At 41.5% G+C, this 25,939-nt stretch carries 25 protein-coding genes; 24 read left to right on the top strand and 1 reads right to left on the bottom strand.

Annotation, left to right across the window (positions count from 1 at the left end; translation table 11 throughout):
• Positions 1-29 precede the first annotated feature (29 nt).
• The 23 genes from AC1XUD_RS25195 to AC1XUD_RS25085 all read left to right on the top strand — a co-directional run bounded on the left by AC1XUD_RS25195 (position 30) and on the right by AC1XUD_RS25085 (position 24,298).
• Positions 30-911: an N-acetylneuraminate synthase family protein gene (locus AC1XUD_RS25195; protein ID WP_483363816.1), complete on the top strand. Its 882-nt coding sequence runs from the start codon at positions 30-32 to the stop codon at positions 909-911.
• Positions 908-1,639, top strand: a complete 732-nt coding sequence (locus AC1XUD_RS25190) for an acylneuraminate cytidylyltransferase family protein (RefSeq protein ID WP_483363815.1) — start codon at positions 908-910, stop codon at positions 1,637-1,639. The genes AC1XUD_RS25195 and AC1XUD_RS25190 overlap by 4 nt, the downstream gene beginning before the upstream one ends.
• Positions 1,636-2,595, top strand: a complete 960-nt coding sequence (locus tag AC1XUD_RS25185; protein ID WP_483363814.1) for a Gfo/Idh/MocA family protein — start codon at positions 1,636-1,638, stop codon at positions 2,593-2,595. The genes AC1XUD_RS25190 and AC1XUD_RS25185 overlap by 4 nt, the downstream gene beginning before the upstream one ends.
• A 20-nt stretch (positions 2,596-2,615) precedes the next feature.
• Positions 2,616-3,449 carry an SDR family oxidoreductase gene (locus AC1XUD_RS25180; protein ID WP_483363813.1) on the top strand — a complete coding sequence of 278 codons (834 nt, stop codon included), beginning with the start codon at positions 2,616-2,618 and terminating at the stop codon, positions 3,447-3,449.
• Positions 3,443-3,922, top strand: coding sequence for a KdsC family phosphatase (locus AC1XUD_RS25175; protein WP_483363812.1), 480 nt, complete (start codon positions 3,443-3,445; stop codon positions 3,920-3,922). Before AC1XUD_RS25180 ends, AC1XUD_RS25175 begins: the two co-directional genes overlap by 7 nt.
• Positions 3,919-4,773, top strand: coding sequence for an ABC transporter permease (locus AC1XUD_RS25170; protein ID WP_483363811.1), 855 nt, complete (start codon positions 3,919-3,921; stop codon positions 4,771-4,773). The genes AC1XUD_RS25175 and AC1XUD_RS25170 overlap by 4 nt, the downstream gene beginning before the upstream one ends.
• A 9-nt stretch (positions 4,774-4,782) precedes the next feature.
• Positions 4,783-6,078, top strand: a complete 1,296-nt coding sequence (locus tag AC1XUD_RS25165) for an ABC transporter ATP-binding protein (protein ID WP_483363810.1) — start codon at positions 4,783-4,785, stop codon at positions 6,076-6,078.
• Positions 6,079-6,141: 63 nt separating this feature from the next.
• Positions 6,142-6,864 (top strand): FkbM family methyltransferase, encoded by a 723-nt coding sequence (locus tag AC1XUD_RS25160; RefSeq protein WP_483363809.1) that lies wholly within the window; start codon positions 6,142-6,144, stop codon positions 6,862-6,864.
• Positions 6,864-7,577, top strand: a complete 714-nt coding sequence (locus AC1XUD_RS25155) for a class I SAM-dependent methyltransferase (protein WP_483363808.1) — start codon at positions 6,864-6,866, stop codon at positions 7,575-7,577. Before AC1XUD_RS25160 ends, AC1XUD_RS25155 begins: the two co-directional genes overlap by 1 nt.
• Before the next feature lie 9 nt (positions 7,578-7,586).
• Positions 7,587-8,453 (top strand): alpha-1,2-fucosyltransferase, encoded by an 867-nt coding sequence (locus tag AC1XUD_RS25150; protein ID WP_483363807.1) that lies wholly within the window; start codon positions 7,587-7,589, stop codon positions 8,451-8,453.
• Positions 8,438-9,427: a glycosyltransferase family 2 protein gene (locus AC1XUD_RS25145; protein ID WP_483363806.1), complete on the top strand. Its 990-nt coding sequence runs from the start codon at positions 8,438-8,440 to the stop codon at positions 9,425-9,427. Before AC1XUD_RS25150 ends, AC1XUD_RS25145 begins: the two co-directional genes overlap by 16 nt.
• Positions 9,428-9,465: 38 nt before the next feature.
• The gene (locus AC1XUD_RS25140; protein WP_483363805.1) at positions 9,466-10,308 is read left to right on the top strand and encodes a glycosyltransferase family 2 protein; all 843 of its coding nucleotides are present in this window, start codon (positions 9,466-9,468) and stop codon (positions 10,306-10,308) included.
• Positions 10,309-10,367: 59 nt separating this feature from the next.
• Positions 10,368-11,528 carry a glycosyltransferase family 4 protein gene (locus AC1XUD_RS25135; RefSeq protein ID WP_483363804.1) on the top strand — a complete coding sequence of 387 codons (1,161 nt, stop codon included), beginning with the start codon at positions 10,368-10,370 and terminating at the stop codon, positions 11,526-11,528.
• Entirely contained in the window at positions 11,525-12,799 is a 1,275-nt protein-coding gene (locus tag AC1XUD_RS25130; protein ID WP_483363803.1) for a hypothetical protein, read from the top strand. Before AC1XUD_RS25135 ends, AC1XUD_RS25130 begins: the two co-directional genes overlap by 4 nt.
• Positions 12,796-13,350: an acyltransferase gene (locus tag AC1XUD_RS25125; RefSeq protein ID WP_483363802.1), complete on the top strand. Its 555-nt coding sequence runs from the start codon at positions 12,796-12,798 to the stop codon at positions 13,348-13,350. The genes AC1XUD_RS25130 and AC1XUD_RS25125 overlap by 4 nt, the downstream gene beginning before the upstream one ends.
• On the top strand, positions 13,347-14,429 hold the full coding sequence (locus AC1XUD_RS25120; RefSeq protein ID WP_483363801.1) for a glycosyltransferase: 1,083 nt from the start codon (positions 13,347-13,349) through the stop codon (positions 14,427-14,429). The genes AC1XUD_RS25125 and AC1XUD_RS25120 overlap by 4 nt, the downstream gene beginning before the upstream one ends.
• Before the next feature lie 136 nt (positions 14,430-14,565).
• Positions 14,566-15,678 carry a non-hydrolyzing UDP-N-acetylglucosamine 2-epimerase gene (gene wecB, locus AC1XUD_RS25115; RefSeq protein ID WP_483363800.1) on the top strand — a complete coding sequence of 371 codons (1,113 nt, stop codon included), beginning with the start codon at positions 14,566-14,568 and terminating at the stop codon, positions 15,676-15,678.
• Positions 15,679-15,820: 142 nt separating this feature from the next.
• Positions 15,821-18,100, top strand: a complete 2,280-nt coding sequence (locus AC1XUD_RS25110) for a glycosyltransferase family protein (RefSeq protein WP_483363799.1) — start codon at positions 15,821-15,823, stop codon at positions 18,098-18,100.
• Complete coding sequence (locus AC1XUD_RS25105; protein ID WP_483363798.1) at positions 18,097-19,206, top strand: glycosyltransferase family 4 protein; 1,110 nt, start codon at positions 18,097-18,099, stop codon at positions 19,204-19,206. Before AC1XUD_RS25110 ends, AC1XUD_RS25105 begins: the two co-directional genes overlap by 4 nt.
• Positions 19,203-20,426, top strand: coding sequence for an O-antigen ligase family protein (locus tag AC1XUD_RS25100; RefSeq protein WP_483363797.1), 1,224 nt, complete (start codon positions 19,203-19,205; stop codon positions 20,424-20,426). The genes AC1XUD_RS25105 and AC1XUD_RS25100 overlap by 4 nt, the downstream gene beginning before the upstream one ends.
• A gap of 318 nt (positions 20,427-20,744) precedes the next feature.
• Entirely contained in the window at positions 20,745-21,479 is a 735-nt protein-coding gene (locus AC1XUD_RS25095) for a TerC family protein (RefSeq protein ID WP_483363796.1), read from the top strand.
• Positions 21,480-21,510: 31 nt separating this feature from the next.
• Positions 21,511-23,487: a DNA primase gene (gene dnaG / locus AC1XUD_RS25090; protein ID WP_483363795.1), complete on the top strand. Its 1,977-nt coding sequence runs from the start codon at positions 21,511-21,513 to the stop codon at positions 23,485-23,487.
• A 265-nt stretch (positions 23,488-23,752) separates the two neighbouring features.
• Entirely contained in the window at positions 23,753-24,298 is a 546-nt protein-coding gene (locus AC1XUD_RS25085) for a DUF4136 domain-containing protein (protein WP_483363794.1), read from the top strand.
• 63 nt (positions 24,299-24,361) lie between these two features.
• On the opposite strand, the gene AC1XUD_RS25080 is transcribed toward AC1XUD_RS25085, so the two are convergent.
• Positions 24,362-24,664 carry a YtxH domain-containing protein gene (locus AC1XUD_RS25080; protein ID WP_483363793.1) on the bottom strand — a complete coding sequence of 101 codons (303 nt, stop codon included), beginning with the start codon at positions 24,662-24,664 and terminating at the stop codon, positions 24,362-24,364.
• Positions 24,665-24,723: 59 nt separating this feature from the next.
• Here AC1XUD_RS25080 and AC1XUD_RS25075 point away from each other — a divergent pair, with 59 nt between their 5' ends.
• Positions 24,724-25,878, top strand: coding sequence for a WD40/YVTN/BNR-like repeat-containing protein (locus AC1XUD_RS25075; protein WP_483363792.1), 1,155 nt, complete (start codon positions 24,724-24,726; stop codon positions 25,876-25,878).
• Positions 25,879-25,939: the final 61 nt, after the last annotated feature.

The following is a 25,939-nucleotide window of genomic DNA, read 5'->3' as shown; positions in this document are numbered from 1 at the left end:
TCTTCATTAACAATCAGAAAATCAGGCCTATGTTTTCTTTTGTTTACAAGTTACCCAAAGTAATATCTGAAATCGGGTGCAATCACAAAGGCGAATTCGAAATTGCAAAAGAGTTGATTCGCCTTTCGAAGGACTGCAAAGCGCAATATGCCAAATTTCAGAAAAGGAATAATTCGGAATTGCTGAGTGAGGAGCAATATAACAGCCCGCATCCATACCCATATAATGCATATGGGAACACATATGGAGCACATCGCGAAGCCCTCGAATTTACGCAGGACCAACATGCCGAATTAAAGCAATACGCCGAAAGCATCGGAATCGGATACAGTACCTCTGTTTGGGACCTGACCTCGGCCATCGAAATCGCGGCATTAAATCCGGATTTTATCAAAGTCCCGTCCGCATGCAACAACCACTTTGCTATGCTTGGTTTTCTGCGGGATCAATATGCCGGCGACATCCACATATCTACCGGAATGACTACCTCCGACGAAACCGAAGCTTTTATTGAGTATTTTGAAGAAACTGGACAAGCCAAAGATCGACTGGTGATCTATAGCTGCACTTCAGGATACCCCGTTCCTTTTTCGGACGTATGCCTACTGGAAATCAGGAACTTATATGACAGATACGAGTCACGGGTGAAGGAGATTGGTTTTTCGGGGCATCATCTTGGAATTAGTGTGGACATCGCGGCATTTACCTTGGGAGCCAGATGGATTGAACGACATTTTACCAAAGACCGAACCTGGAAAGGGACAGATCATGCGGCTTCGCTGGAAGTACCCGGCTTACAAAAACTAATCAGGGACTTAAATCAAACCTATGAATCTTTGACCTATAAATCACCACAAATACTTGATATTGAGCAGGTTCAACGTGAAAAGTTAAAGTATCGGACCGCGTGACAAAAAAAATACTTGCCATCATTCCTGCGCGCGGCGGTAGCAAGGGTCTGCCCGATAAAAATATTCTTCCGTTGGCCGGATATCCTTTAATAGCTTACAGTATAAAAGCTGCGATCGACTCGCCTTCGATTAATCGGGTAATCGTTTCCACTGATTCTGAGCGCATTGCAGAGGAAGCCGTACGATTTGGCGCAGAAGTTCCTTTCCTTAGGCCGGCAGCTATTTCTGACGATTTCAGCACTGATCTGGAAGTTTTCAGCCATGCACTGCAATGGCTGCTCGAGCATGAAAATTACATTCCGGATTATGTCGTTCAGTTACGGCCAACTTCGCCTTTCAGAACCATTGAGATGATCGAAAGCTGTATTCAAAAGCTGACGAATTCGAGATTCGACAGTCTGCGAATTGTTACCAAAAGTTTTCATACACCGTATAAAATGTGGAATGTTATTGATTCGGAGAAACCCATGCAGCCGTTGCTGACACACCCGGATTTTGAGGAGCCTTACAACCAACCGAGGCAAAAGCTGCCTGAAATTTACTGGCAGATCGGAACATTGGATGTTATCAAAACGGAGGTAATAACGGAACAAAAATCTATGTCCGGACGCCATATTCTTCCACATATCATCGAACAGGAATTTGCGGTTGATATTGACGAAATCGTGAGTTTCAGACGAGCAGAAGAGTTGATTAGAAAATATGATTGTGTAAAGTTCGACTCATGATTTCAACTGAAAGTCCTATTGTCATATTCGGCGCTGGCTCCATCGGAGAGCGGCATATAGGTATTTTACAGGAGTTGGGTTATCAAAATTTAGCGGTATATCGCCAGCGAAAACTGCCATTCCGAAATATCGGAGGATCTTTGAAAACCTTCGTCTTCTATTCAGAAGTCATTGATTTTCAACCGAAAGCTGCAATAATCTGTACACCGACAAGTCAGCATATTGAACAGGCTTTATTTTGTTTGAAAGAAAGGATCCCGGTTTTGGTGGAAAAACCACTTTCACATGAATTGGCTGGAATAACCTTACTCAGACAGGAAGCCGAGAGGAGCAATATCGTACTTCAGGTTGCCTATATGCTCAGATATCATCCTTTTTTCCTTCAATTGAAAAGGCATATTGAAAAGAAAACGTATGGACCATTAGTTTCCATGCAATCTTACTGGGGCGAATACCTGCCTGATTGGCATCCATGGGAAGATTACCGCGAGTCGTATGCTGCCAAGAAAGAGCTTGGTGGCGGGGCCGCTCTGACGCTCAGCCACGATATTGATATTTTGAACTGGCTGGCTGGCAGTCAGGTGGACCACTGGAAAACAATCAAAAACTATTCGTCTTCACTGGAAATCGACGTGGAATCTGCAGCAGATATTTCATTGATATATCAAAATGGAGTGACCGCACATTGCCATCTCAATTTTCATGAAAAGATTCCGAGCCGATGGTATCGGTTTGTATTTGAAAACGGTTCAGTTCAGATCAATTATTTTGACGATGAAATGATTGTATATCAAAATAATCAAAAACCTGAAAAAACTTCCCTACCTGATTTTCAACGAAACGACATGTTCAGGGATCAGATGAAAGACTTTTTACAGAAAATAGAAACGAATTCGGGCAATGGTTTAACTTACATCGACGAATCGGAAAAGATATTGAAGATCTGTTTAACCTGACTTTGCGAAAATAACGTCATATGGCTCCTGAAAAACCCGTAATTGAGATAAAAGGCAAAACGATCCTCGTAACAGGCGCCTTCGGCCTGATAGGAATGACCATATCCAGAGGGTTTCTTACTGCGGGTGTCCAAGTTATTCTCGCAGATATAAGGGAAGATTTAGTCGACAAGGTGAAAGAAGAATTAGTCAGCGAACACTTTACCGAAGACACATTTTTAATTTCAATCCTGGATATCACAGACATAGAAAGCTGTAAAGCTGTTTTAGAACAGGCTATTGGAAAATTTGGGAAGCTCGATGTACTCATCAATAACGCGGCCATTGACGCCAAATTTGATATGCAAAATGCCGGTTCAGTTAATCCAAGCCGGTTTGAAGATTATCCGATCGAATTATTAAGGAAGTCCGTAGACGTAAACCTGACGGGCACGGTGATCATTACCCAACAAGCTTGCCGGCAAATGCTGAAACAGGGATATGGTAACATTATCAACGTGGCTTCGACATATTCGGTCGTCGCTCCCAACCAGAGTTTATATGATTTTGGTGGAGAAACACAGCAATATAAACCGATTGACTATATCGCGTCCAAGTCATTCATACCCAATTTCACACGATATATCGCTACTTTTTATGCTCGGGAAGGGATAAGGTGCAATGCCATAGTGCCGCACGCGGTTTTCAATAATCATGATCAACCATTTCTTGAAAACTTTGCCAAACTATCACCGATGGGCAGGATGTGTAATAGGGAGGAGCTGGTTGGCCCATTTTTGTTCCTTGCTTCTGACGCCTCGAGCTATATGACCGGTTCTGTCGTAAATGTTGATGGAGGGTGGACGGCATGGTAAATATCAAACTTTTCCTCACAGACGTTGACGGCGTATTGACCGACTGCGGCATGTATTACACCGAAAGCGGAGACGAATTCAAGAAATTCAACACACGCGATGGGATGGCATTTGAGCTTCTGCGAAAAGCAGGTATCAAAACCGGAATCATCACCTCGGAAAATACCAATATCGTAAGCCGCCGTGCAGCTAAAATAAATCCGGATTATCTGTATCAGGGCCAACGCCATGGCGGAAAACTGGACGCCGCGCTGGAAATATGCCAAGCCGAAAATATTACAATTTCGGAAACGGCTTATATTGGTGACGATATCAACTGCGCCGAATTACTTCAAAAGGTCGGGTTTGCCGCTTGTCCGGCTGACGCTGTTTTGAGTATTCAACAAATAAAAGGAATTACGATTTTAACGAAGAAGGGCGGAGAAGGCTGTGTGAGAGAATTCGTTGAACTGATCTTATCAACACGCATATGACGGAAACGGACGATCAATGGGATTTGGAAATTGAGCCCGCAACCGGACTTTTCGATATCAATTGGAAAGAACTGTGGCAATATCGCGATCTGATCATGCTTTTTGTAAAAAGAGACATTGTTGCAACGTACAAACAGACGATACTCGGGCCCGTCTGGTTTTTCGTGCAACCGATCCTGACCACACTCACTTTTGTGATTATTTTCGGGAATATCGCAGGTATTTCCACATCAGGTACCCCAAAACTCCTCTTTTACCTTGCTGGAATTACACTCTGGAATTACTTTCAGGAATGTTTGTTGAAAACATCGGAAACCTTCATCACCAACCAGAACATTTTTGGCAAGGTATACTTTCCCCGTCTGGCGGCGCCGATCTCGATTGTAATATCAAATTTATTCAAGTTCGGCATACAATTTTCCCTTTTCCTACTGGTATGGACATATTTCCTGTTTCAAAAAGACCATGTCGTAGCTCCAAACCGTACGATATTGCTATTGCCCGTATACATATTCCTTATGTCTGGATTGGGTTTTAGCTGGGGAATTCTGATTTCATCATTAACAACAAAATACCGTGACCTGCGCTTTCTGGTTCAATTCGGGGTGCAGCTTTTGATGTACGCCACACCGATCGTATACCCACTCGAAATTGCGCCTGCCAAATATCAATGGCTTTTAAAGTTGAATCCCATCACTGCCATTATTGAGGCATTCAAATACTCATTTTTGGGTCACGGCATGTTTTCATGGCAGGGACTTTTATATAGTTTTTTAATGATGAGTATCACACTATTCATCAGCACTTTAGTATTTAACCGGGTCGAAAAATCTTTCATGGATACTGTTTAATTTACCAAAATGAGCGATACGGTCATTCAAATAGAAAACATTTCCAAACTTTATCAGCTAGGGGAAATTTCCACCGGAACGCTGAGTAGAGATATGCATCGTTGGTGGGCCAGATTTCGTGGACAAGAGGATCCTTTCAAAAAAGTTGGTCAAGTTAATGATCGGACTAAAAAAGCAGAGGGCGATATCATTTGGGCATTAAAGGATATTTCTTTTGATGTAAAAAAAGGAGAAGTGCTAGGGATAATAGGAAACAACGGCGCTGGCAAGTCGACACTCCTTAAGATCCTCTCGCGCGTCACAAAGCCAACCTCCGGTAGAATTCGTGTAAAAGGCAGAATAGCATCATTACTAGAAGTCGGAACAGGCTTTCATCAGGAATTAACAGGCAGAGAGAATATCTTTCTGAACGGCGCCATTATGGGTATGAAAAAGGCTGAAATCCGGTCAAAACTGGATGAAATCGTGGCTTTCTCTGGCGTTGAGAGATATCTGGACACACCCGTTAAACGCTACTCATCGGGAATGCACGTAAGGCTAGCGTTTGCAGTAGCTGCCCATCTGGACCCGGAAATTCTGGTGATCGATGAAGTACTCGCCGTCGGCGACGCCGAATTTCAGAAAAAGTGTCTAGGAAAAATGAAAGACGTAAGCGAAAAGGAAGGCAGAACGGTATTGTTTGTGAGTCATAATATGGAGGCTGTGCAAAAACTCTGTACCAAAGGGTTATATCTGAAGCAGGGCTCGCTGATTGCTGAAAATGATATCAGCTCAATTACAAGTCAATACCTTTCAGAAGAAACCACACCATTGGCCCAGTTTTATTTCCAGCATGAGCCTAAGGAATTTTTCTCTCCCGGGATTGTAACTGAACTTCATATAGAAGACTTGCGGAGAAATCTGCTTCAGTCTATTACGCCCGGCGAGCCATGGCAAATCCGCGTCAAATTTTCTATAAACAAGGAAGTGGATCATTTCATCGCAGGACTGGGACTTATCAACCAACTGGGTGTCAAATTAAATACAACCTGGACTTCTCCATCTCAGATATCTGCGGGTGAATATGAGGTTTGTTTTATTAACAAATCCCTGCTCCTCGCCCCCGGTAGATATGGCATTGATATTGGACTTTCCTCGTATCAGAAAACGTTCGAATATATTACCGGGCAAGCATATATCACAATTTCCGAATCCCTTGGAGAACTCCCCGAACAAATAGTCAATACCAAAAGCGGAATTATCCTGAATCAATTCGAGACCACCATTACCGATATCGGTGGTGTAACATTAAGGCAGGCAATATAGATGATATCTACCGTAAAATATTATTTAAAAAGATGTCGGTATTTCTTTTTCCCGACAAAAAAAATGCGTTCTGTCTGGGCTGAGACAAAATTAAGAACCGAGTTCTATTCTCAATTCGTTCAGCCTGGAGACCTTTGTTTTGATATAGGAGCAAACTATGGAAACCGTATCGCTCCGCTTCTGGCACTTCACGCAAAAATAGTTGCGGTAGAACCTCAGAAGCCATGCTACGAGGCATTAAAATCCAAATATGGAAAAAAAATTGTAATCGTTCCGATGGGGATCGGTTCCTCTAAGGGTGTCGCGCAGCTCCATATTGCCAACACCTCAACAATTTCCTCTTTTTCTATCAATTGGATCGAATCTGTAAAAAATGACAGGTTTAAAGAGCATTCATGGAATGAGACAGTTGACGTAGAAATGACTACCCTTGATGCTTTAATTGAAGCATACGGAGTACCTTCATTTATCAAAATAGATGTCGAAGGGTATGAAATTGAGGTTTTGAAAGGGCTAAATTACCCAATTCAAACCATCAGTTTTGAATATACTGTACCTGAGCAAATCGAAGATGCTAAGGCCTGTATTGCCCTCGTTCATAAAAGCAGCTTGAATATCGAGTGTAATTTCAGTATTGGAGAAAGTATGCAGCTGTTTTTCGATACTTGGAAGTCGCCGCAAGACATGATGCAGTATGTCGATACAGACGAGTTCCAAAACACTTTGTTCGGCGACATTTATTGTAGAATAAAAAAACACGATCCTTACGATAAAGAGAATGTGTAATGGCTATCAAAGCAGGAACAACAAACGAAAGCACGCGGATCAAATGGATTCAAGACACGCTGGGAAGAATTCCGGCTGGCCTCACTATATTGGATGCGGGAGCCGGGGAGTGTCCGTTCAAAAGTTCCTGTTCCCATCTTACATATATATCACAGGATTTTGCGCAATACGAGGGGACCGGAAAAGTTGGCTTGCAAACCGGGAGTTGGGATAATTCTAAAATCGATATCGTTTCGGACATCACTGATATCCCTTTGGAGAGCAACTCCGTCGACGCTGTATTATGCAGTGAAGTATTAGAACATGTTCCGAATCCTGTATTAGCATTAAACGAAATAACCAGACTTCTAAAACCAGGAGGTTATCTTGTATTGACTGCACCTTTCGCCAGCCTCACCCATTTTGCTCCTTATCATTTCGCGACCGGATTTAGCCGCTTTTTCTACGAAACCCATTTAGCTAAAAATGGATTTGAGATTCTGGACATGCAGTTCAATGGAAACTATTTTGAGTTTTTGGCACAGGAACACAGGCGACTTGGGATGGTCGCAAGCAAATACAGCGCAACAAAATTAAATTATCTTGAGAGGAAGGTTAATAACATCACCATTCGCATTTTGGACAAACTTTCTAGAAAAGATCGGGGCTCGTCCGAGTTGCTTTGTTTCGGTATTCACATTTTTGCTCAGAAACAACATTCAAATACTAATTGAAAGGATTCGATGATTGTAGTGCGTTTGCAAGGAGGTTTGGGGAATCAACTATTTGAATACGCTGCTGCTTTGGCTTTGGCAAAAAGAAGCGGCACGTCTGTTGCATTTGATTTTCGTTTCCTGCCAGGAACCAACAAAAACACAACACCAAGAAGCTTCGAATTAAGCCATTTCAATATTCCTGAAACTACGGCTCCTATAATAGATCTGTTGGCATTTGGTATGTTGAATATCCCTTTTAAATCAATTCTCAAGCCCATTGCGCGAAAAATTTCCGGTGCCAAGTTTTATTCTGAGCCTTCGCTACGTTTCGATCCGCTGTTATTTAAAATGATCGGCAAACACACCTATCTGAAAGGATATTTCCAGTCTGAGCTATATTTTAAGGAAGTCAGAAACGAGGTCCTTAATATCCTGCCACCTGTAAAGCCTTCTGGCATAACCGACAAAATAAGATCGTGCAATTCCGTTGGTCTGCATATTAGGCGTGGAGATTATGCAAATGTTCAAAGCATCAAAAAAGTACATGGTTTGCTTCCACTCCAATATTATTATTCCGCCATTCAATATTTGATTGAGAAATTGAGGGACGTTCATGTCTTTATATTTTCCGATGATGTGGAGTGGGCCAAAAAAAATCTGATCCTGGACATCGACTTCACCTATATAAACAAAAACCAGGATGATAATATTGATATGATACTCATGAGCCTCTGCAATCACCATATTATTGCCAATAGTTCTTTCAGCTGGTGGGGAGCATGGTTTAATTCAAATCCCGAAAAGATCGTCATAGCCCCTAAACAATGGTTTGCCGACGACGACTTTCAAAATCAATCCCACGATATCGTACCCGAAGTATGGATAAAAATGTGACGCCAAAGGTGAGTGTGTTAATGCCCGTTTTAAATGCCGAAATGTATTTGCGGGAAGCAATCGACAGCATTTTAAATCAAACCTATACTGATTTTGAATTTCTCATCCTTAATGATGGCTCTTCCGACGCAAGTGAGGATATTATTTTGTCATACGACGATACACGGATCCGATATATAAAATACGAACTCAATCGCGGACTTGTGGCCGTATTGAATGATGGAATAAATTGCGCCACTGGCAGATACATCGCCCGAATGGACGCTGATGATATATCCCTTCCTGAAAGACTTGATATTCAGGTAAAATTAATGGACGAAAATAAAAATATAGGTGCGTCTGGCACAGCCTATCAGCTTTTCGGAGATAAGCACAATATATATACACCTCCAATCGGATATCAAAAAGCTTTTACGCATTTATCATTCAACTCTGCCATCGGGCATCCGTGTTCCATCATCCGGGCTGATTTACTGCATCAGCACAATATTCGATATGAAGCTGAGTATGAATATGCGGCCGATTACGCGTTTTGGATTAGAATCAGCCAAATTTCCCATATTACTTCCATAGAACAACCATTGCTTTTGTATCGTTGGCACGACAGCAATATGACTACTACTGATAATTCGCTTGTAAGGGGCCGCACCAAAGCCAGGGTATTGTGGCACGAGTTAGTCCTAAAAAGGCCCCTTTCTAGCAATGAACGAACATATTTAGAGGGAAATCCGAAAACATGGGAAGAATTTAAAGCAGGTAAAACGTTGTTGCTGAATGTTTTGCACCTTCCCGATTTTGACGATCTTGACAAAACCTATTTTAGTAAAGTCAACGTGACCAACTGGGAAGTTGCACTAATTGAAAAATTTGGTTTGAAAGGTTTGTGTCTATGCTTATTTCAATTCTCCTTCAGAAATTGGAGCGGGGCTACTGTTATTGGCCTGCTTACTAAGTACTGCAAGCGTGAAGGATAAGATTACTTTGCTATATTAACTTCCAGAATATAAAAACGATGACAACTATATCTGCCGTTATCCCTTGTTACAACCAAGGTGCGTTTATATCTGAATGCATTGAATCCATTCTTAATCAGACATCAGAAGTAGATGAAATTATTGTTGTTAATGACGGCTCGACTGAGACAGAAACCATCGAAATTTTAAAAAATCTCAGTTTTCCAAAAACAAGAGTCATCACTCAAAACAACCAGGGGCTTCCTGCGGCAAGGAATACTGGTTTCAGAGAGTCCCTCGGGAAATGGGTATTGGTAATCGATGCAGACGATTATTTTGCTCCAACATTTGTTGAGAAAGCTATTGAGGTCATAAGCGATGACACCTCCGCGGGGGCTGTGTCCTGTTGGGTTCAATTCTTTGGAAGAATAAATCATGTTTGGCATTGTACTGGCGGAAATACCCTCGATTTCCTTGCCAAAAACAATTCCTCTTCCGCGGCATTGGTCAGAAAATCATGCTGGGAACAATTATTGGGGTATGACGAGAAACTATCATCATTCGAAGATTGGGACTTTTGGATTCGGTTGACAGATCTGGGTTTGAGTGTGCAAATCATTGAACAGCCCCTCTTTTACTATCGTAAACATTCAGTGTCTATGCTAGCTGAATCTGAAAAGAACTACCAGCCATTATATCAATATATATTCATCAAAAACGAGAATATATATGCCAAATATTTCCCGAAAACATTGCTGAAACAAATCGAGGAAATCAAATCACTCAAGGCTCGTAATCGAGAATTGGCTTTTTATATCCCTAAGTCGCTTTCCGATTTGCTTTACAATATTACCCTCCTTACGAAACGTTATTTGATAAGTCTTATAAAACCCAAGGTATAATTTATATTCACTTGTGATCTAAGAAGTTGCTGACATTTAACCAAAGCGCTGTTTCTACCTTGAAAAAGAAAATTCTCATTATATTACCTCACACTGGTCCCGGAGGAGACTCTCAGGTTATATTTAATCTATTACAATCAATTGATATCTCACATTTCTCTTTTCATATTCTTGATTATCAGAAAGGGGAATTACATACCGATTTTCGCCAACTTGTCGATGTTTCCACTTTCCCACTGGATGAATCGCCTCGTTTAAGAAGATTTATTCGTCGTCTCTCCGTACCACTTTACAAGATTTTAAAACAAGCATACTGCAAACGCGCCTTAAAAAACTTTGAACCTGACATCATTTATGTCAATACCGTCAATGAAAATGAATTCAGTAGAGTAGCAGTCGACTCGAAGTTCAAGCTAATTACTCATATACATGAAATTGATTTTGTTGTAACACAAAGAATGTCAGAAAAGTGGATTCAAAAGCTGCTGAACAAAACTGATGTTGCAATTAGCCCTGCTAACGCAGCAACATTGTTTTATCAAGATTCATATAACGTAAACCTCAGCAAAGTGAGGCTTTTACACGAAACCGTATCTTTTTCAAGATTGTCGAACCAGCGCAACATAAGTTTCCGAGCATCACTGAATATATCGCAAGACACGATAGTTATAGGAGGATCTGGCTCCGTCATTTTCAGAAAAGGCGTAGACACGTTTATCAACGCATGCAGAATTTTGCTAGATATCTCATCGTTGTCGGCAAAAAAAATAGTTTTTGTGTGGCAAGGGGGAGATCCTGAAATTTATAAAAAACAACTATTTTACAGGTCGCTCGAGGCTACCACATCCCGGCTGAAAATTGAGTGCAACTTTTATTTTCTTCCATACTCGGCAAATATGCGCTCATACTTTTCAGAAATAGACATATTCGTTCTGCCATCCCGTATTGAGGCCTTTCCACTGGTTGTTTTGGAAGCTTTACTTTGCGAAAAACCCGTGGTAGCAATGGACGTGGGCGGCGTTCGAGAGGTAATTGATTCCGAAACAGGATATCTTGTAAAAGACCGAACGGCGGACGGCCTAGCTGAAGGGATTCTACATTTTATCAACAATCCTGATTTAGGCAAAATTAAGGGCAAAAACGGCAAAAAACGAGTACTGGAAAACTTTGAGGCCGAAGGTCAGGCAAAAAAATGGGTGGAAATTTTAAATAGTATATGAAAATAGCTTTCGTCGTATCCTTTTTTGATTTTAGAAATGACGTTAGGCAAGTGATCAAAGAGGTTTCTCTTGGTCATGAAGTGGTAGTATTCGGAAATGAGGAGGAAGAGGCAAAGATCAGAGAGCATTTACCAACCAACGTTGCATTCAGGCGTATTTCAGAAAACAGGCGATCGTTATGGAATATCATTTGGGAAAGGATACACCTGTTGTTTAAAGTTCTTCCCAAAAGTAGAAATAACTACTTTTTGATGGAGCTATTTAAAATTAGCAATCTAAAAAATCCTGCCCATCGAAAAAAAGCTGAAACAATTCTGAAATGGTCAAAACGACTACCCAAGATTATTTCATATGATACATTCATTCGAAACCTACAATACACCCGCCATACCGACATAGCCGATATTGATAGTTTTATTTTTTTTACAGCTATTTCTAACGACTATTTTCTGAGTCGGCTCATTGATGAAAATAAAAAAGTGTCGGTGTATGTCTACAGCTGGGACCACCCTTGCAAGCACACTTGCTTTTCTAAAAATGTCGATTATTTATGTTGGTCAAATGAGATTAAATTAGATCTGTGTAACCTTCAGGGAATTCCTGAGGAAAAAATCAAGGTGATTGGCGCTAGTCAGTTCTCGTACGTTGATCGTTACAGAACAACCGACTTAGTATTCAATCCTTACCCGTTTGAGTATATATATTTTGGCTGCGCGATCGGCATTCCTGATCTTGTCCCCTCCGAAATAGAAGTAATTAAGGCCCTCGCAATGGGTTTGTCAAAGGTGCGACCCGATTGGAAACTGCTTTTACGCCCATATCCCGTCCTTGCCAACTGGGAGCTGTATGAACCCGTTAGGAAACTACCAAACATCGTTTTCGATGAGCAATTTAAAGGCAAAGATAGCGCTGTCAACGAAGTAGAGATATTGAGAAAATATCATACTTTAGATCACGCTAAGGCATTTTTTCATTTGGGCACAACCATGGGACTCGAGGCGTGCTTGACGAATACTCGATCATTCATAATTGATTTTGGATATACTTCAAAAAGCAACCTGAGCCTGTATAATTTCATTCATCAATATCAGAATGACAAGCATCTGATCGGCATTTCTCCTCAAAATGTCATCATTTCTAGCGAACATTTCTGTCAAATACTAAACCAACTTGACAATCAGGATCACCTACTATTGAATCAAAAAATTCAACAGCAATATCACGTTAAATCATTTAAGAGTTTCGCCAGTGACCTTATAACAATGATATGAAGAAGCTCCTGACTACTCTGTACGTTGCATATCTTGGATTTAAAGACTACCTGTTTCGGGAAGTAATCATGTTTATTCCTTTTTACATAGTAAGGGCTTTTTTCATTCGTAAAACCATTGTCAGATTGGGTAATGAAGCCTTTTTGTCTATGGGAGTTGAAACGAGAAAGGGGAAAAATATAACTATCGGCAACAACACAATCATCAACAAAAAGGTATTGCTCGACGGAAGGGGTGGGACACTTTATATCGGCAATAATGTGGATATCGCTCAGGAGGTTAATATTTGGACGCTTTCCCATGATCCTCATACCGACAACCATGCAACTGTTGGCAGACCAGTCACAATTGAAGACTATGTTTGGATCGGAGCGCGCGCGACGATCCTGCCTGGTGTGACGATAGGACGCGGAGCAGTTATAGGAACCGGAAGCGTGGTAACTCATGATGTTGCACCCATGGCAATTGTCGCAGGAATACCCGCCAGGCGAATCGGATTGAGACAAAGTAAGTTGACCTATACGCTCAACCATCAACCTTGGTTTAGATGAAAAAAACGCTGATCGTCTGCTTGCCTGTTGCCGGCATTGAAAACCCCTATCAGAAGCTAATGATGGACGGTCTGAATGACTCGGACCGGCTCCATGCGATCAGTGGAATTGATGACAGATTTTTCGGAATTATCAGATCCGCGCTCCGGTACAAACCTGAATATATTCATTTTGACTGGATTGTATCTTATTATTACCGGCGATGGAAATGGTTTACATGGCTTAGCGTTCTCTCCTTTTGCATACAAATTTGGGTGGTTAAAAAGGTCTTCAATTCAAAACTGGTTTGGACATTACATAACATAACTCCTCACGATCTGGATCAAACCCGAATTCATGTTTTTTGTCAAAGGTTTCTGGCTAAAAATTGCTGTTGGATTCGCATTTTTTCAAAGCAGAGCGTCAATGAGGCAGTATTTGTGCTGCAGCAGCCGGAAGAAAATTTTAAAGTAGTTCCTGAAGGGAGCTATGTTAATTACTACCCACACGAAACGAACACTCCAACCGCCAGAGAGAAATTACATATCCCTTTGGACAAGCGCGTACTTCTGTTTTTTGGATATATAAAACCTTACAAGGGGATATTAGAAATGATTGAGGCCTATAAAAGGGTGCGAAGCGATAACTCATTAGTAGTGATCGCTGGCAAAATAATGAATTCAGGGTACGGGCAACTTATTGCAGAAAATCTGGAAGACGACATTATTGTAATAGATAAGTATATCGACAAGAACGACCTACAATATTATTTCGAGGCTTGCGATATTGTCGTTTTACCTTTTAACAAAATCGAAAACTCCGGTTCGGCCATATTGGCAATGGGATTTTCAAAACCAATTATAGCGCCAGACGTCGGCTCTCTCCGATCACGGCTAGCACACCAAAAATCTTTACTATTTTGTGAAAATAGTTTGCAGGAGAAAATAGATTATAGTCTTAAAATGAGCAATTTGGAGCTAAGTATTATTGGTCAAAACAATTTACGGCAGGTTGAAAATTATAGATGGACCGACTTTCAAAATTGCTTTGGTATTAAGGAAACGAAATCTCAGTTACCAAATGATCTGGCTGCACTCTAAATTGATTGTTTGGTAGCCGGGTTTTGTCAGGAAACAGTTATTCGATTTTCAGTGACGATCTTACCGCAGTAGTCTATTTTGATAAGCTTCTTGAAATTCAACTTTAAAAATAAACTAACATTATAAATCGGTATAAATGAAAATTCTGACTGTAATTGGTACCCGGCCCGAAGCCATCAAAATGGCTCCGCTTATTCAATTACTACATCAGAACCCGGCAATTGATCATCGGTTATGCTCCTCGGGACAGCATAAGGAGATGCTGGACCATGTTTTAAGTTTTTTTGAAATTCAGCCTGATTTTGACCTGGAAATAATGCGGGAAGCTCAGGATCTTACTGATATTACAGTCAATATACTCCTCGGTATGCGACAAGTCTTTCTAAATTTTCGGCCAGATTGGGTTTTGGTGCATGGCGATACCTCCACTTCCTTTGCCGCTACCCTTTCTGCATTTTATGCTGGAATAAAAGTCGCGCATATTGAATCAGGTCTCCGAACCTGGAATCTCAAATCTCCCTTTCCGGAAGAAGCCAACAGAGTACTGACAGACAAACTGGCAACTTTATATTTCGCGCCAACTCGTAAAAATTTTGAGAATCTCGTTGCCGAGAACATCCCGACGAGCAACATTCATATTACTGGCAATACTGTGATCGACGCGCTGCTTTGGGCGCAAAATAAAGTAGAGAAGTTTTCGGACCAAGTGCCTCTTACGATTCAGCAGGCTTACACTACCCATCGTAAGATCCTGTTAGTAACCGGGCATAGGCGAGAGAATTTTGGTGATGGATTTGACCAAATCTGTAATGCGCTCACGGCAATTGCATTAAAATATCCTGAAATCGGAATTGTATACCCAGTGCATTTAAATCCGAATGTCAGGTATGTAGTGTTTAACAGACTCTCAGATATCCACAACATTTATCTCGCCGATCCTCTCGACTATGCCGATTTTGTATATGCAATGAAAAATTCCTGGGTCATACTCACAGATTCGGGTGGTGTGCAGGAAGAGGCACCGTCACTTGGTAAGCCAGTTCTGGTAATGCGCGATACGACTGAGAGACCAGAGGCAGTTGAGGCTGACGCAGTTCGATTGGTGGGTGCCGATTGCGAAAAAATTTGCGAAGCTGTTGATGTGTTGTGGGAAAACCCGGAGGAATATAAACGAATGAGCAAGGCGAGTAATCCTTATGGCGATGGGACTGCTAGCGAAAAAATAGTAGAAATATTGCTTCGACAATAATTTCAGATCTGTGCTTTTCCTAACCAACAAATTGAAAGTTATAGATCAAGGTTGATTCCCACAATCAAACCCGGCCCTCTTGGTTCGGTTAAGCTTCTACTGAAACAGAGATTTCATACAACCCATTGAAAAGTAAAACCTTATGGTAAAAAAAATAAATGGCAGATATGTCATTTTGATTGTTTTACTGGCAGTCGCGGAGATCGTAGTCTATCTGTATGGGCTGGATCATTTAAAAAGACAAAAGACCACGTGGATGGGGCCTTATCTCTCTGCCGCCGCCAACCTGGAATGGCCTCCTGCATTCTATGTTGACAATGAGAACCTTACGAAATTCGATAAACTGGATAACGCAACACTGGAGGATGGTTTCAAGTTCTCAAAATCAGACGCCACAACACATTATAGCTACAACGATATCGGTTATGTATATCTGATATGGGTCGCAAAACTGCTATTTCCCTTCGTTGGCGATCAGCTCGCCATCATACTTTTACAGGGACTTGTTCATTTGCTGCTGTGTTCATTCTTAATTATATCGAAATCATTGCCTCCCAAATGGCGGATCGGCTTTTTTGTCTTATATGCGCTTAATCCCCTCATTTTAAGATTTGTAGTTTTTAACCACTATTATTTCTGGCAGTCGGTCCCTTCCATTTTCCTAATCTATTTATATGCGCTCAAAAAGGACAGCTACAGGTTCTGGAATCCACCTTTTTTATTAATGGTATTTTTGCTGCCTTGGGCTCTACTTGCACGTATGTCAACGCTACCTATTTTGTTGGTGTTGTTTTATCTGATTTATCAAAAGACAAGGAAACTCGTATTCATCACTTCTGGCATATATTTCATTTCAATCTTCTGGTTATTAGGTATTCCTTCCCAAAAGAACGTATGGCACACCGCTTATATCGGAATTGGTGCCTACCAAAATCCTTATGATATCAAGCTAAGTGACGACGAAGGGTCAAGACTCTTCAAAAAGATCACCGGAGATAATATCAGTACCAGCGCAGGTGGCAATATGTATTCGAATGAGGTATTTGATCGATATAAGTCAATAACGCGACAATCAACATTAAGTCAGTTGCATACTACTCCAATGATTTATGTTAAAAATGCTTTCGTTAACACTATGCTGGCATTCGGAACTGGCTATATTACGGGTGCAGGTGATATTGTAAACTACGTCCTTGCCATTATTGGGTTAGGTATTTTTCTGCTTTTCTGCAAACACAAACTTTGGATTCACATCATATCCATTAGCTGCATATCGCTGATTTATACCATTTATTACCCTCCCGTCCCGGCCTATATGTTTGGGAATTATGTACTTATAATTTCGGGCATACTCACCATTTTGTACAAAAAGCCTAAACCTGCATCTATTCTTTATCTTTCGTTTAACGACGGTTCGGACATGCGAATCAATAAAGAAATCCAATCATTAACAGCAGCAGCAACAATTGAATTTTTAGGAATTGGGTTGGATAAAAACGTCTGCTATGTCGCGCAAAAGCCAATTAAAACGCTTTATTGGATCAGCGGAGACAGAAGATTGCTTTTTCCCAAGATACGATACTTCGCAACGGCAATCTGGTTATTGATTTCAAGACGGTATTACTCCGTGCACATCATCAATGAGCCTCAGCTTTTGATACTATGGCCTTTTTTGTTTCTCCAGAGTCATGTCACCCTTGATATCTTCGACTCATGGTTTCTGAGAAAAAACAAACCTGGCGCTCAGTGGAGTTTTGCAAAAAGGTTGGTGTATATGCCTGCCGACGACTATTTAGTTACGGATACTAATCGTTTAGGCCTGTTACCTGATTTTATGAAAAACAATGCGTTTGTATTGCCCAATTATCCTCATCGATGGGCAGAATCTATCACGCAAAAAGAAAGGAATAAGGATTTGACGATTATGTACTTTGGCTGGCTTGGAGCCAAACGTGGGACGGAGACCATTCTTTCCATGCTTGAAACAGGAATTCCGCTTAAAGTAATGATGGCGGGATGGATTGCCGACAAGCTATCGGAGCAGTTATCCCGTCATAAGAGTGTAACCTGGTTAGGAACACTCGAACAGAACCAGGCATTAAGAGTGGCGGCGAATGTAGACTATATTCTTTGTGTATATGCACCCATAAACCAGAACAACGTGAATGCCAGCCCCAACAAAATCTACGATGCGATTCAGTTGAAAGTGCCCGTTATCATCAATCGGGAAGTCGCCGTATCGAGTTTTGTAGAGACTCAGCAAATCGGATATATTTTAAAAAAATACGACCCTGAAAATTGGGACGCCATAGTGCACGACCTGACCAGAGTCAAAGGGACCTACCACTTTTCAGAAGAGATAATTCAATCATACACTTGGGAAAATGTTTCAATCGAACTGATTAGAGCTCATCGACTATGAAAATTCTCTTCTGCACCAACGTTTTTCAGATCGTAGAGAATGGACCGGTGAAGTTTGCGCGTCTACTACCAAAAATCAACGAACTATACCCTATACACGAGATCAGAATTTTAACAGAGGATATAACAGAAACTGACGCAACTACCTTTAAGATTAACATGCCCTTATTTTGGAGGAAGAGCATTTTAAGTCAATATATCAGAATGTGGATATATCATCGAAAAGCCATGAAAATCCGCAAATCGTATCCTTTTGATGTGCTGGTATATAACCACGCCCTGGTTGGATTTTTAAGTTCCCTATTTTTCGGTAAAACAGTAGTGATGGTGAATGACGATAATAACATGGAGGCATTTAAACACCAGCTTTTTACACGAAACGGTCTCAAGCGGCAGACATTTCGACTAGCCGAACTGATAACCTGTAAGATGGCAAGACTGACAATCGTCAACTCCAACTACCTGAGAACCAAACTAATCTCAAGGTATAAACTACAGAATCATAAGGTAATACTTTTATATAAAGGGGTCGAAATTTCTGAAGGCGTTTTATTAAAAAGACTGGATCAAACAAAGCCCGTTAGAATTTTATTTATCAAAAATGATATCAGAAGAGGTGGAATTGATATCTTGGCAAAAGCTATATTGGGATTAAAGTTTAATTGCGAAGTCACAATCGTAGGCAATAACCCAAACGATCAATTATACCTGCAGCAGCTTTTTCAGTCAAAAAATATATCAAAGCTATCAATTAAAGGAAAAATAGGACAGTTAGAGGTGCGCTCCTTGTTAGCGGAGTCAGATGTGTTCTGTGTACCCTCGCATATGGAGGCCCTCGGCGTAGCTAATTTGGAAGCGCTTGCCCATGGAGTACCCGTAGTTTCCACTTGGGTGGGAGGTATTCCGGAGGCGACTGACGGTAATAACGGAGCCTGGCTTGTCGGGCCGAACGATGCCGAGCAACTGCTGAACGCCCTGACTCAGTGTATCGAGAACGAAGACTTACGCACCAGAAAAACCACCCACGGCTTGAAGCACGTCCGCAAATTTTCAGAATCCGCTGTACTTCAGAACTTCATCGATATATTACTTAATATTAAATCATGAAGAAAAATATTTATCGCGATCGTACTTATTGGTATTTGGTAGTCAATTGCGCTCTCGTGATTATTGGGTATGCATTGGCCGTTCAAACGCACATGGCATCCGTGCCTTTTATGTTTTTGCTGAAGAACGCCGTGCTACTTTTATCGATTTATCATTTATTATCTCGTCGCATCATCTATTTTTCGGTCATTTTCAGCACCATTCAGGGCATATCTGTCCTTTCCATACTCCTGGTTATTTCATCCCTGCTTTCAAGCGATTCCTTTAGATCATTAGTCAAAGTACTATCTTTCATCATTCCGATGATGTATGTTGCTGTGTCCGTTTTGTATCTGCTTCTCGTTTACGAGATCAAGGAAGTATTCAATGCGATACTCGACGGGCTTAATTGGATTTATCTTATTCCGATCATCAGTTTTTTTCTTACGGGGGGAAGCCTGAACGACACGAATATCTATTTCATTTCGGTAGAAAATGAAGCTTCGGTTTTTGTATCAAACCACTATGGCTGGTCTGCCACGATCTTCTTAGTTACAGGTATTGACCTCATCAGGAATAAGTCGCTGTTTATGTGGCGGAAAGTATTCATTGCTGCGCTCTGTCCTATTGCAGTGTACTTGGTTTTGATTTCGGGCAACAGAACGTCATGGCTTTGCCTGGCAATTGCGATGGCTCTTTTCATAGTAAGATATAAGGGAATAGGCTTTGCCGCGAAGGGAATTGCCTCCTTAATACCATTGCTCATTGTCGCTTACCTTTTGGCCGACTCCAAATCCGCTATCAATACTCGAGTTGAAAAGTCAAAAATTCAGGAGAAAAAAGGCGAGGCCAGAGTTCAGCACGTAAAACGGATTATAGAATATTTTAATAAAAGCCCATCTAGCTATGTCACCGGATTAGGGATGTTCAACTCTAAAAAGTTGAATTCAGTGATAGGATGGTCTGGTTATCACAACTCATACTTTGAGGTGCTGTTTGGGGCAGGTGTCCCCATCTTCTTGCTGTTTCTGACCATTTTCCTTCTTCGCCCTGGCTGGAATTTTATGGTATATTTCTCAGAACACTATTTGTTCTTGCCTCCATTTGTGATTATCCCTTATTTTGAGAGTAACCTCACAGGCGGTCAGTTTTTATTTTTTCCTTGGTTTGCAACCGTGATATTATTGGGTTACTCCAAAAAAGTGGCAGAATTAAAGTTGAAGGCCATGGATAGAATATAAACCAGAACCCATATAAAAAAACAAAGGCATAGAAAAACTTCCATGCCCTGTTTCACACTATACACACACTATATTTTTGATATCTATATACTTAAAGTATTTACGTCGATTTTAAAACTATCCGCAAAATAAATAAATTTTGATCTTAAAAAAAAATATTTATTCGGTCATTTTTACGAATATAACTTTTTATTATGTTTACTTATTCCTGCATGGGCAAAAGCGGCGCATTTCTTAGTTTTACTCACCTTCCTTCAATTTTAATGCTAAGTCTTTAAAATTATTAGTTAAATACAACTAAATCAGATAAATTTCTTAATGGAAAACCTTCTAACGCTCGACGCTTTCATCAGTTTTCTTACACTAACACTTCTTGAAATAGTCCTTGGTATTGATAACGTAATTTTCATCACGATTGTTGCAAGTAAGCTTCCGCAACACCAGAGAAAAAAGGCCCAGACTAATGGTCTGCTCATTGCACTAGGTCTGAGGATTGCATTGCTTTTTGGTATTTCGTGGGTAATCGGCCTCAAACAAGATTTGGTTACCATTGCCGGCCACGGACTGAGCGGCAGGGATCTCATATTACTATGCGGAGGTTTGTTTTTGTTATATAGCACGACCAAAGAAATTCACCATAAGCTCGCCGGAACAGACGATGTTTCAACAGCGAGCAGCTCTGGAAATACAGGATTAAGCTTCGGAAGTGCTATAATTCAAATTTCACTCTTGAATATTATCTTCTCATTTGATTCCGTTCTAACCGCCGTGGGCCTGGTGAAAGAAGTGCCGATTATGATCGCGGCGGTGGTTGCTTCCACTTTTATAATGATCGCATTCGCGGCCAAAATCGGCGAATTTGTGAACAGTCATCCTTCGATCAAAATATTAGCGCTTTCATTTTTGTTAATGATTGGCACTTTGTTGGTTGCTGAGGCGTTCCATTACGAGATCCCGAAAGGCTATGCCTACTTCGCGATGGCATTTTCTTTCTTTGTTGAATTGCTGAACATGCGCTTGGACAAGAAAAAAGCTGCTGTAAGCAAGGCTTAGGACTAAATTGGTATAATACAATTGTAAAAAAATGAGAATTAATCCCGACACCGTCGAAAGAATTAAACAAACTGCCGATATAGTGGAGGTGGTCGGGGATTTCGTGTCTCTCAAAAAGAAGGGCGCGAACTACTCTGCTTGCTGCCCTTTTCACAATGAAAAGACGCCATCTTTTAACGTGAATCCTGTAAGGCAAATCTATAAATGCTTTGGATGTGGAGCCGCGGGCGATTCCATCAAGTTTGTGATGGATGTCGACGGGGTTGGGTATGGTGAGGCACTGCGATATCTGGCGAACAAATACCAGATTGAAATTGAGGAAGAGGAAACAACCGATGAAGAGACACTGCGCCAGAATACGCGCGAGAGCTTATACATCATTCTCAATTTTGCCAAGAATTATTACCAGCACCAGCTGCATCATTCAGATGAAGGACAGGCGATTGGTCTGAGTTATTTCAAGGAGCGAGGTTTTACAGAAGATATTCGAAAAAAATTCGAACTGGGATACAGTCTTGATAACTGGGATTCTTTTTCAAAGGAGGCGTTGGATAAAGGATATTCCGCCGAAATTCTGGAAAAGGCAGGACTTTTAATTCAGAAAGAAGGGAGCAAAACGGCGGGATATGACCGCTTCCGTGGGCGCGTAATATTCCCGATTCACAATGTGGCGGGAAAACCGATCGCCTTCGGAGCCAGGATCCTTAAAGCGGATAAGTCTCAACCAAAATATTTAAATTCCCCTGAAACCGAGGTTTATCACAAGAGCGAAAGTCTATACGGAATTTTCCAGGCCAAAAATGCCATTCGGCAGCAGGAACTTTGCTATCTGGTAGAGGGGTATACTGACGTTATTTCTTTGCATCAGGCTGGAATCGAAAATGTTGTAGCATCTTCGGGAACATCGCTGACTGTCGAGCAGATCAAACTCATCGGCCGATTTACACCCAACGTTACCATTCTTTATGATGGTGATATTGCCGGTGTAAAAGCTGCGTTACGTGGTTTGGATCTGGTTTTGGAGGAAGGATTGAACGTGAGTATCGTTCTTTTTCCTGACGGCGACGACCCCGACAGTTATGTCAGGAAAGTTGGGGCCGTTGCATTCAAGAAATACATCAAAAGCGCTGCTCAGGATTTTATCACTTTTAAAACCAAAACATTATTGCAGGATGCGGGCGACGATCCCTTCCGGCTGGCAGCTGTTATTGGCGAGGTGGTGAACAGTATCGTAAAAATTCCCGATTCCATTAAAAGACAGATATTCTTCCACCGTACGTCAGAAATGATGAAGGTGGATGAGCAAATGCTGATTTCGGAAGGGAACAAGCTGATCAGGAAACAGCAGACGCAAAAATCACAGGAGAAAACGACCAGAGGGTCGGAATCTTTTGGAGGTGTACAACTGCCGCCCTCTGCAGGCATGCCTGATGAATTCCCTGCCGACCTTTTCTTGCCCGGAAGTGAAGTCGCTGAACAACCCATCCAACGCGGAAAAATCTATTTTCAGGAAGAGGCTTTTGTCCGTTTACTGGTGGTACATGGAGCGAGAGAACTGGAACCAACCATTACCGTTTGTCAGTATGTTTTGGGAGAAATAGAAGGTATTGAGTTCAAGGATCCGGTCTTCCAACATTTGCTCAATCTGTTTCGAGAGCACCACGCAAACAATGCGGTGTTGGAAACCGAATACTTTCTAAATCATCGGGAAACTGAAATCCGTGAACTAGCCATCAGCTGGGTTACAGAAAAGTATGAGTTAAGCGAATTGTGGAAAGATAAGTTTGAGATATACGTCCCGTTTGAAACGGATGTTTTAGACAAAACTGCTTTCATCAATATTCTGCGTCTCAAGAAAGCTTTTATTGAAGAGAAGATGAAGATATGCCAGCAGCAACTGGCGGACGCAAAGACGGAAGAAGATGAGATTCGAATTATGAATGAATTTATGTTTTACAAGGGCATCAGCATGGCTGCAGCGAAAGAGCTTGGCAGCGTTATTGGCTAGCTTACTGATATAACTCTTGACAATTATTGACAAGGTTTGTCAGGAAATGTCATTTGATTGTTAGCAACGGAAATATATTGACTTGGATTATTAAGATATTCGATTTTCAGGGGAAGCCAATTGTCGGATGCCCTGACAACCGCTGACAACTGGTACCTCCAGTAAGGAACAACATGCCAAAACCCCTTCCAGCGGCGAGTATCATATTGCATTTCTGATAAGTTATTACCAAATTTAGTCCATAACTACTCAAGCTCGAAGATTTATGAAAGTCATTGCAACTCTTGGTTTTCTTGGCCTTGCATTATTATCCGTTAGTTGCGGCTCTTCATATAACATCGTTAAATCAAAATCCGAAGAAAACTTCCATCTGGCATCCTACCCCACCTATGGCTTCTATCAAGTGGATGCAAAAGGTGATACTATCGCTGCCAAGTTTGGTCAGAATCTGGAGTATATCAAATCCGCAATATCCAGAAATCTCAAAGCGCGTGGCCTTAATGAAGCGCAGGATCCAGCCTTGAGAATCAATATTGGTATATCCGTTGAAAAGAAAGCCCAGACACGCCAAACAGACTTCCGGACCGACGGTAGAATGACGTACATTGGCCAACGAAACTACTCATGGCATAGCGAGGATGTAGTGGTCGGTTATTACCGAGAAGGAACTATGATGATCGACTTAGTGCAAACCTCCGATAATAAAATGGTATATCAAGGGGGTGGCGAGGGGATACTTCCCGAGAAAAAAGATTTACAAGAAACTATCGACAAATTAGTCGATGGCATTTTCGCTAAAATTCCTAACTAAAAAAGAAAAGGTTGCAATCTTTATAAGATGGCAACCTTTCTATAATCCACTAAAATTAAAAAATTAAGCGTTGCTGTTCACCACACTTTTAACACGGTCACCAACATTATCAGCAACAGAAGTTGCCTTGCCTTTTACAACATCGAAGTTTTTGTTGAAACCATCTTTTAATTTCTCTGTGAGTAAGGCCAGTTCATCGAGTCCTTGCTCATATTTTTGCTTGGCATTATCACCAAGGTCATTTGCCTTGTTCTTTATAAGCTTGCGAGTTTCTTTTCCTTCTTTAGGAGCTACTAGTAAACCGATGGCAATCCCAGTTAAAAATGCTCCAACTGTACCTATCAAAAATCTCTCGTTCTTATTCATAGCAATTCTTTATTTTGTGTGATCAACAACTTTTTCGAATACAATTAACCAAAAATACCGTGCCAAAACAACAAGCAAATCATTTTTTTAAGGGTCTTTACATTCAAATTTGCCTATTTGCCCTGATCACTTCCGGTCTTTCAACGGCAGTAAATGCGCAGTGGACAATACTTGATATCAACACAAAAGTTAATATGCGCGCCGTGCACACCGTAACTCCCACCATATGCTGGATCGGGGGATCGCAAGGGACGGTGTTCAGGACTATTAATGGTGGAAAATCATGGACGACCATTAAAATACCAAGTGGCGACTCGCTCGACTTCCGGGACATTCATGCCTTTGATAAGCACACGGCAGTAGCGATGAGCGCAGGCCTGGCACAAGACAAAAAAGCGCGCATATACCGCACGACCGATGGTGGCGAAACATGGGAAATTGTTTATCAGACTACACAAAATGGGGTTTTTTTGGATGGAATTGATTTCTGGAGCAAGGATAAGGGCATCTGCCTTGGTGATCCGATAAATGGCCGGTTATTCGTTCTCACTACTGACGATAATGGAAAATCCTGGCAGGAGCTCCCGTTTGATAGCCGCCCTCTTGCCTTGCCCGGAGAAGCTTGTTTTGCTGCCAGCGGAACATCTATCCTCGCGTTCGGGAAAGGAGATGTGTTTATAGGAACGGGCGGAAGCGAAAAAGCGAGGATATTCCGGTCCGAAGATTATGGTCGCTCATGGAAGGCTTCAGAAACGCCGTTGCCTGCGGGCCCTAGTAGCGGTATATTTGGCTTAAGATTTTGGTCCAAAAAGAATGGAATTGCTGTCGGTGGGGACTATAAAAATACGACGGATTCCACGCGAAATGTGTTGGTGACCGAGGACGGAGGAATTACCTGGACGCTGAACAAAAATATGACAAAACCAACGGGTTTGAAGGAATGTGTTGATGTATACCACAAAACGAATGCAACCTGGAATGGAAATACACAGATCCGGGCAGACAATTATGTACTCGTGGCCGTCGGTCCTTCGGGAAGCAGCTCGTCCGCCGACTATGGAAAAACCTGGAGGATAATTGGCACCGAAGGATTTCACTCCGTTAGTTTCGCTGGCAATGTGGGATATGCGGTGGGGGCCAAAGGGATTATTGGAAAAATCGACAAAGTTTCCATTAAACAATCGAAGAAGAAACTACAGCTTGTGGACTTTTAAGGTGTCACGCGAAGCAACATAAGGAAAAAAGAAGCTGACAAAGTCTTCATATAAGACACTT

Source organism: Dyadobacter sp. HNCC25DJ184 (genome assembly GCF_056895215.1).
This window is presented reverse-complemented; position numbering and strand designations above follow the sequence as displayed.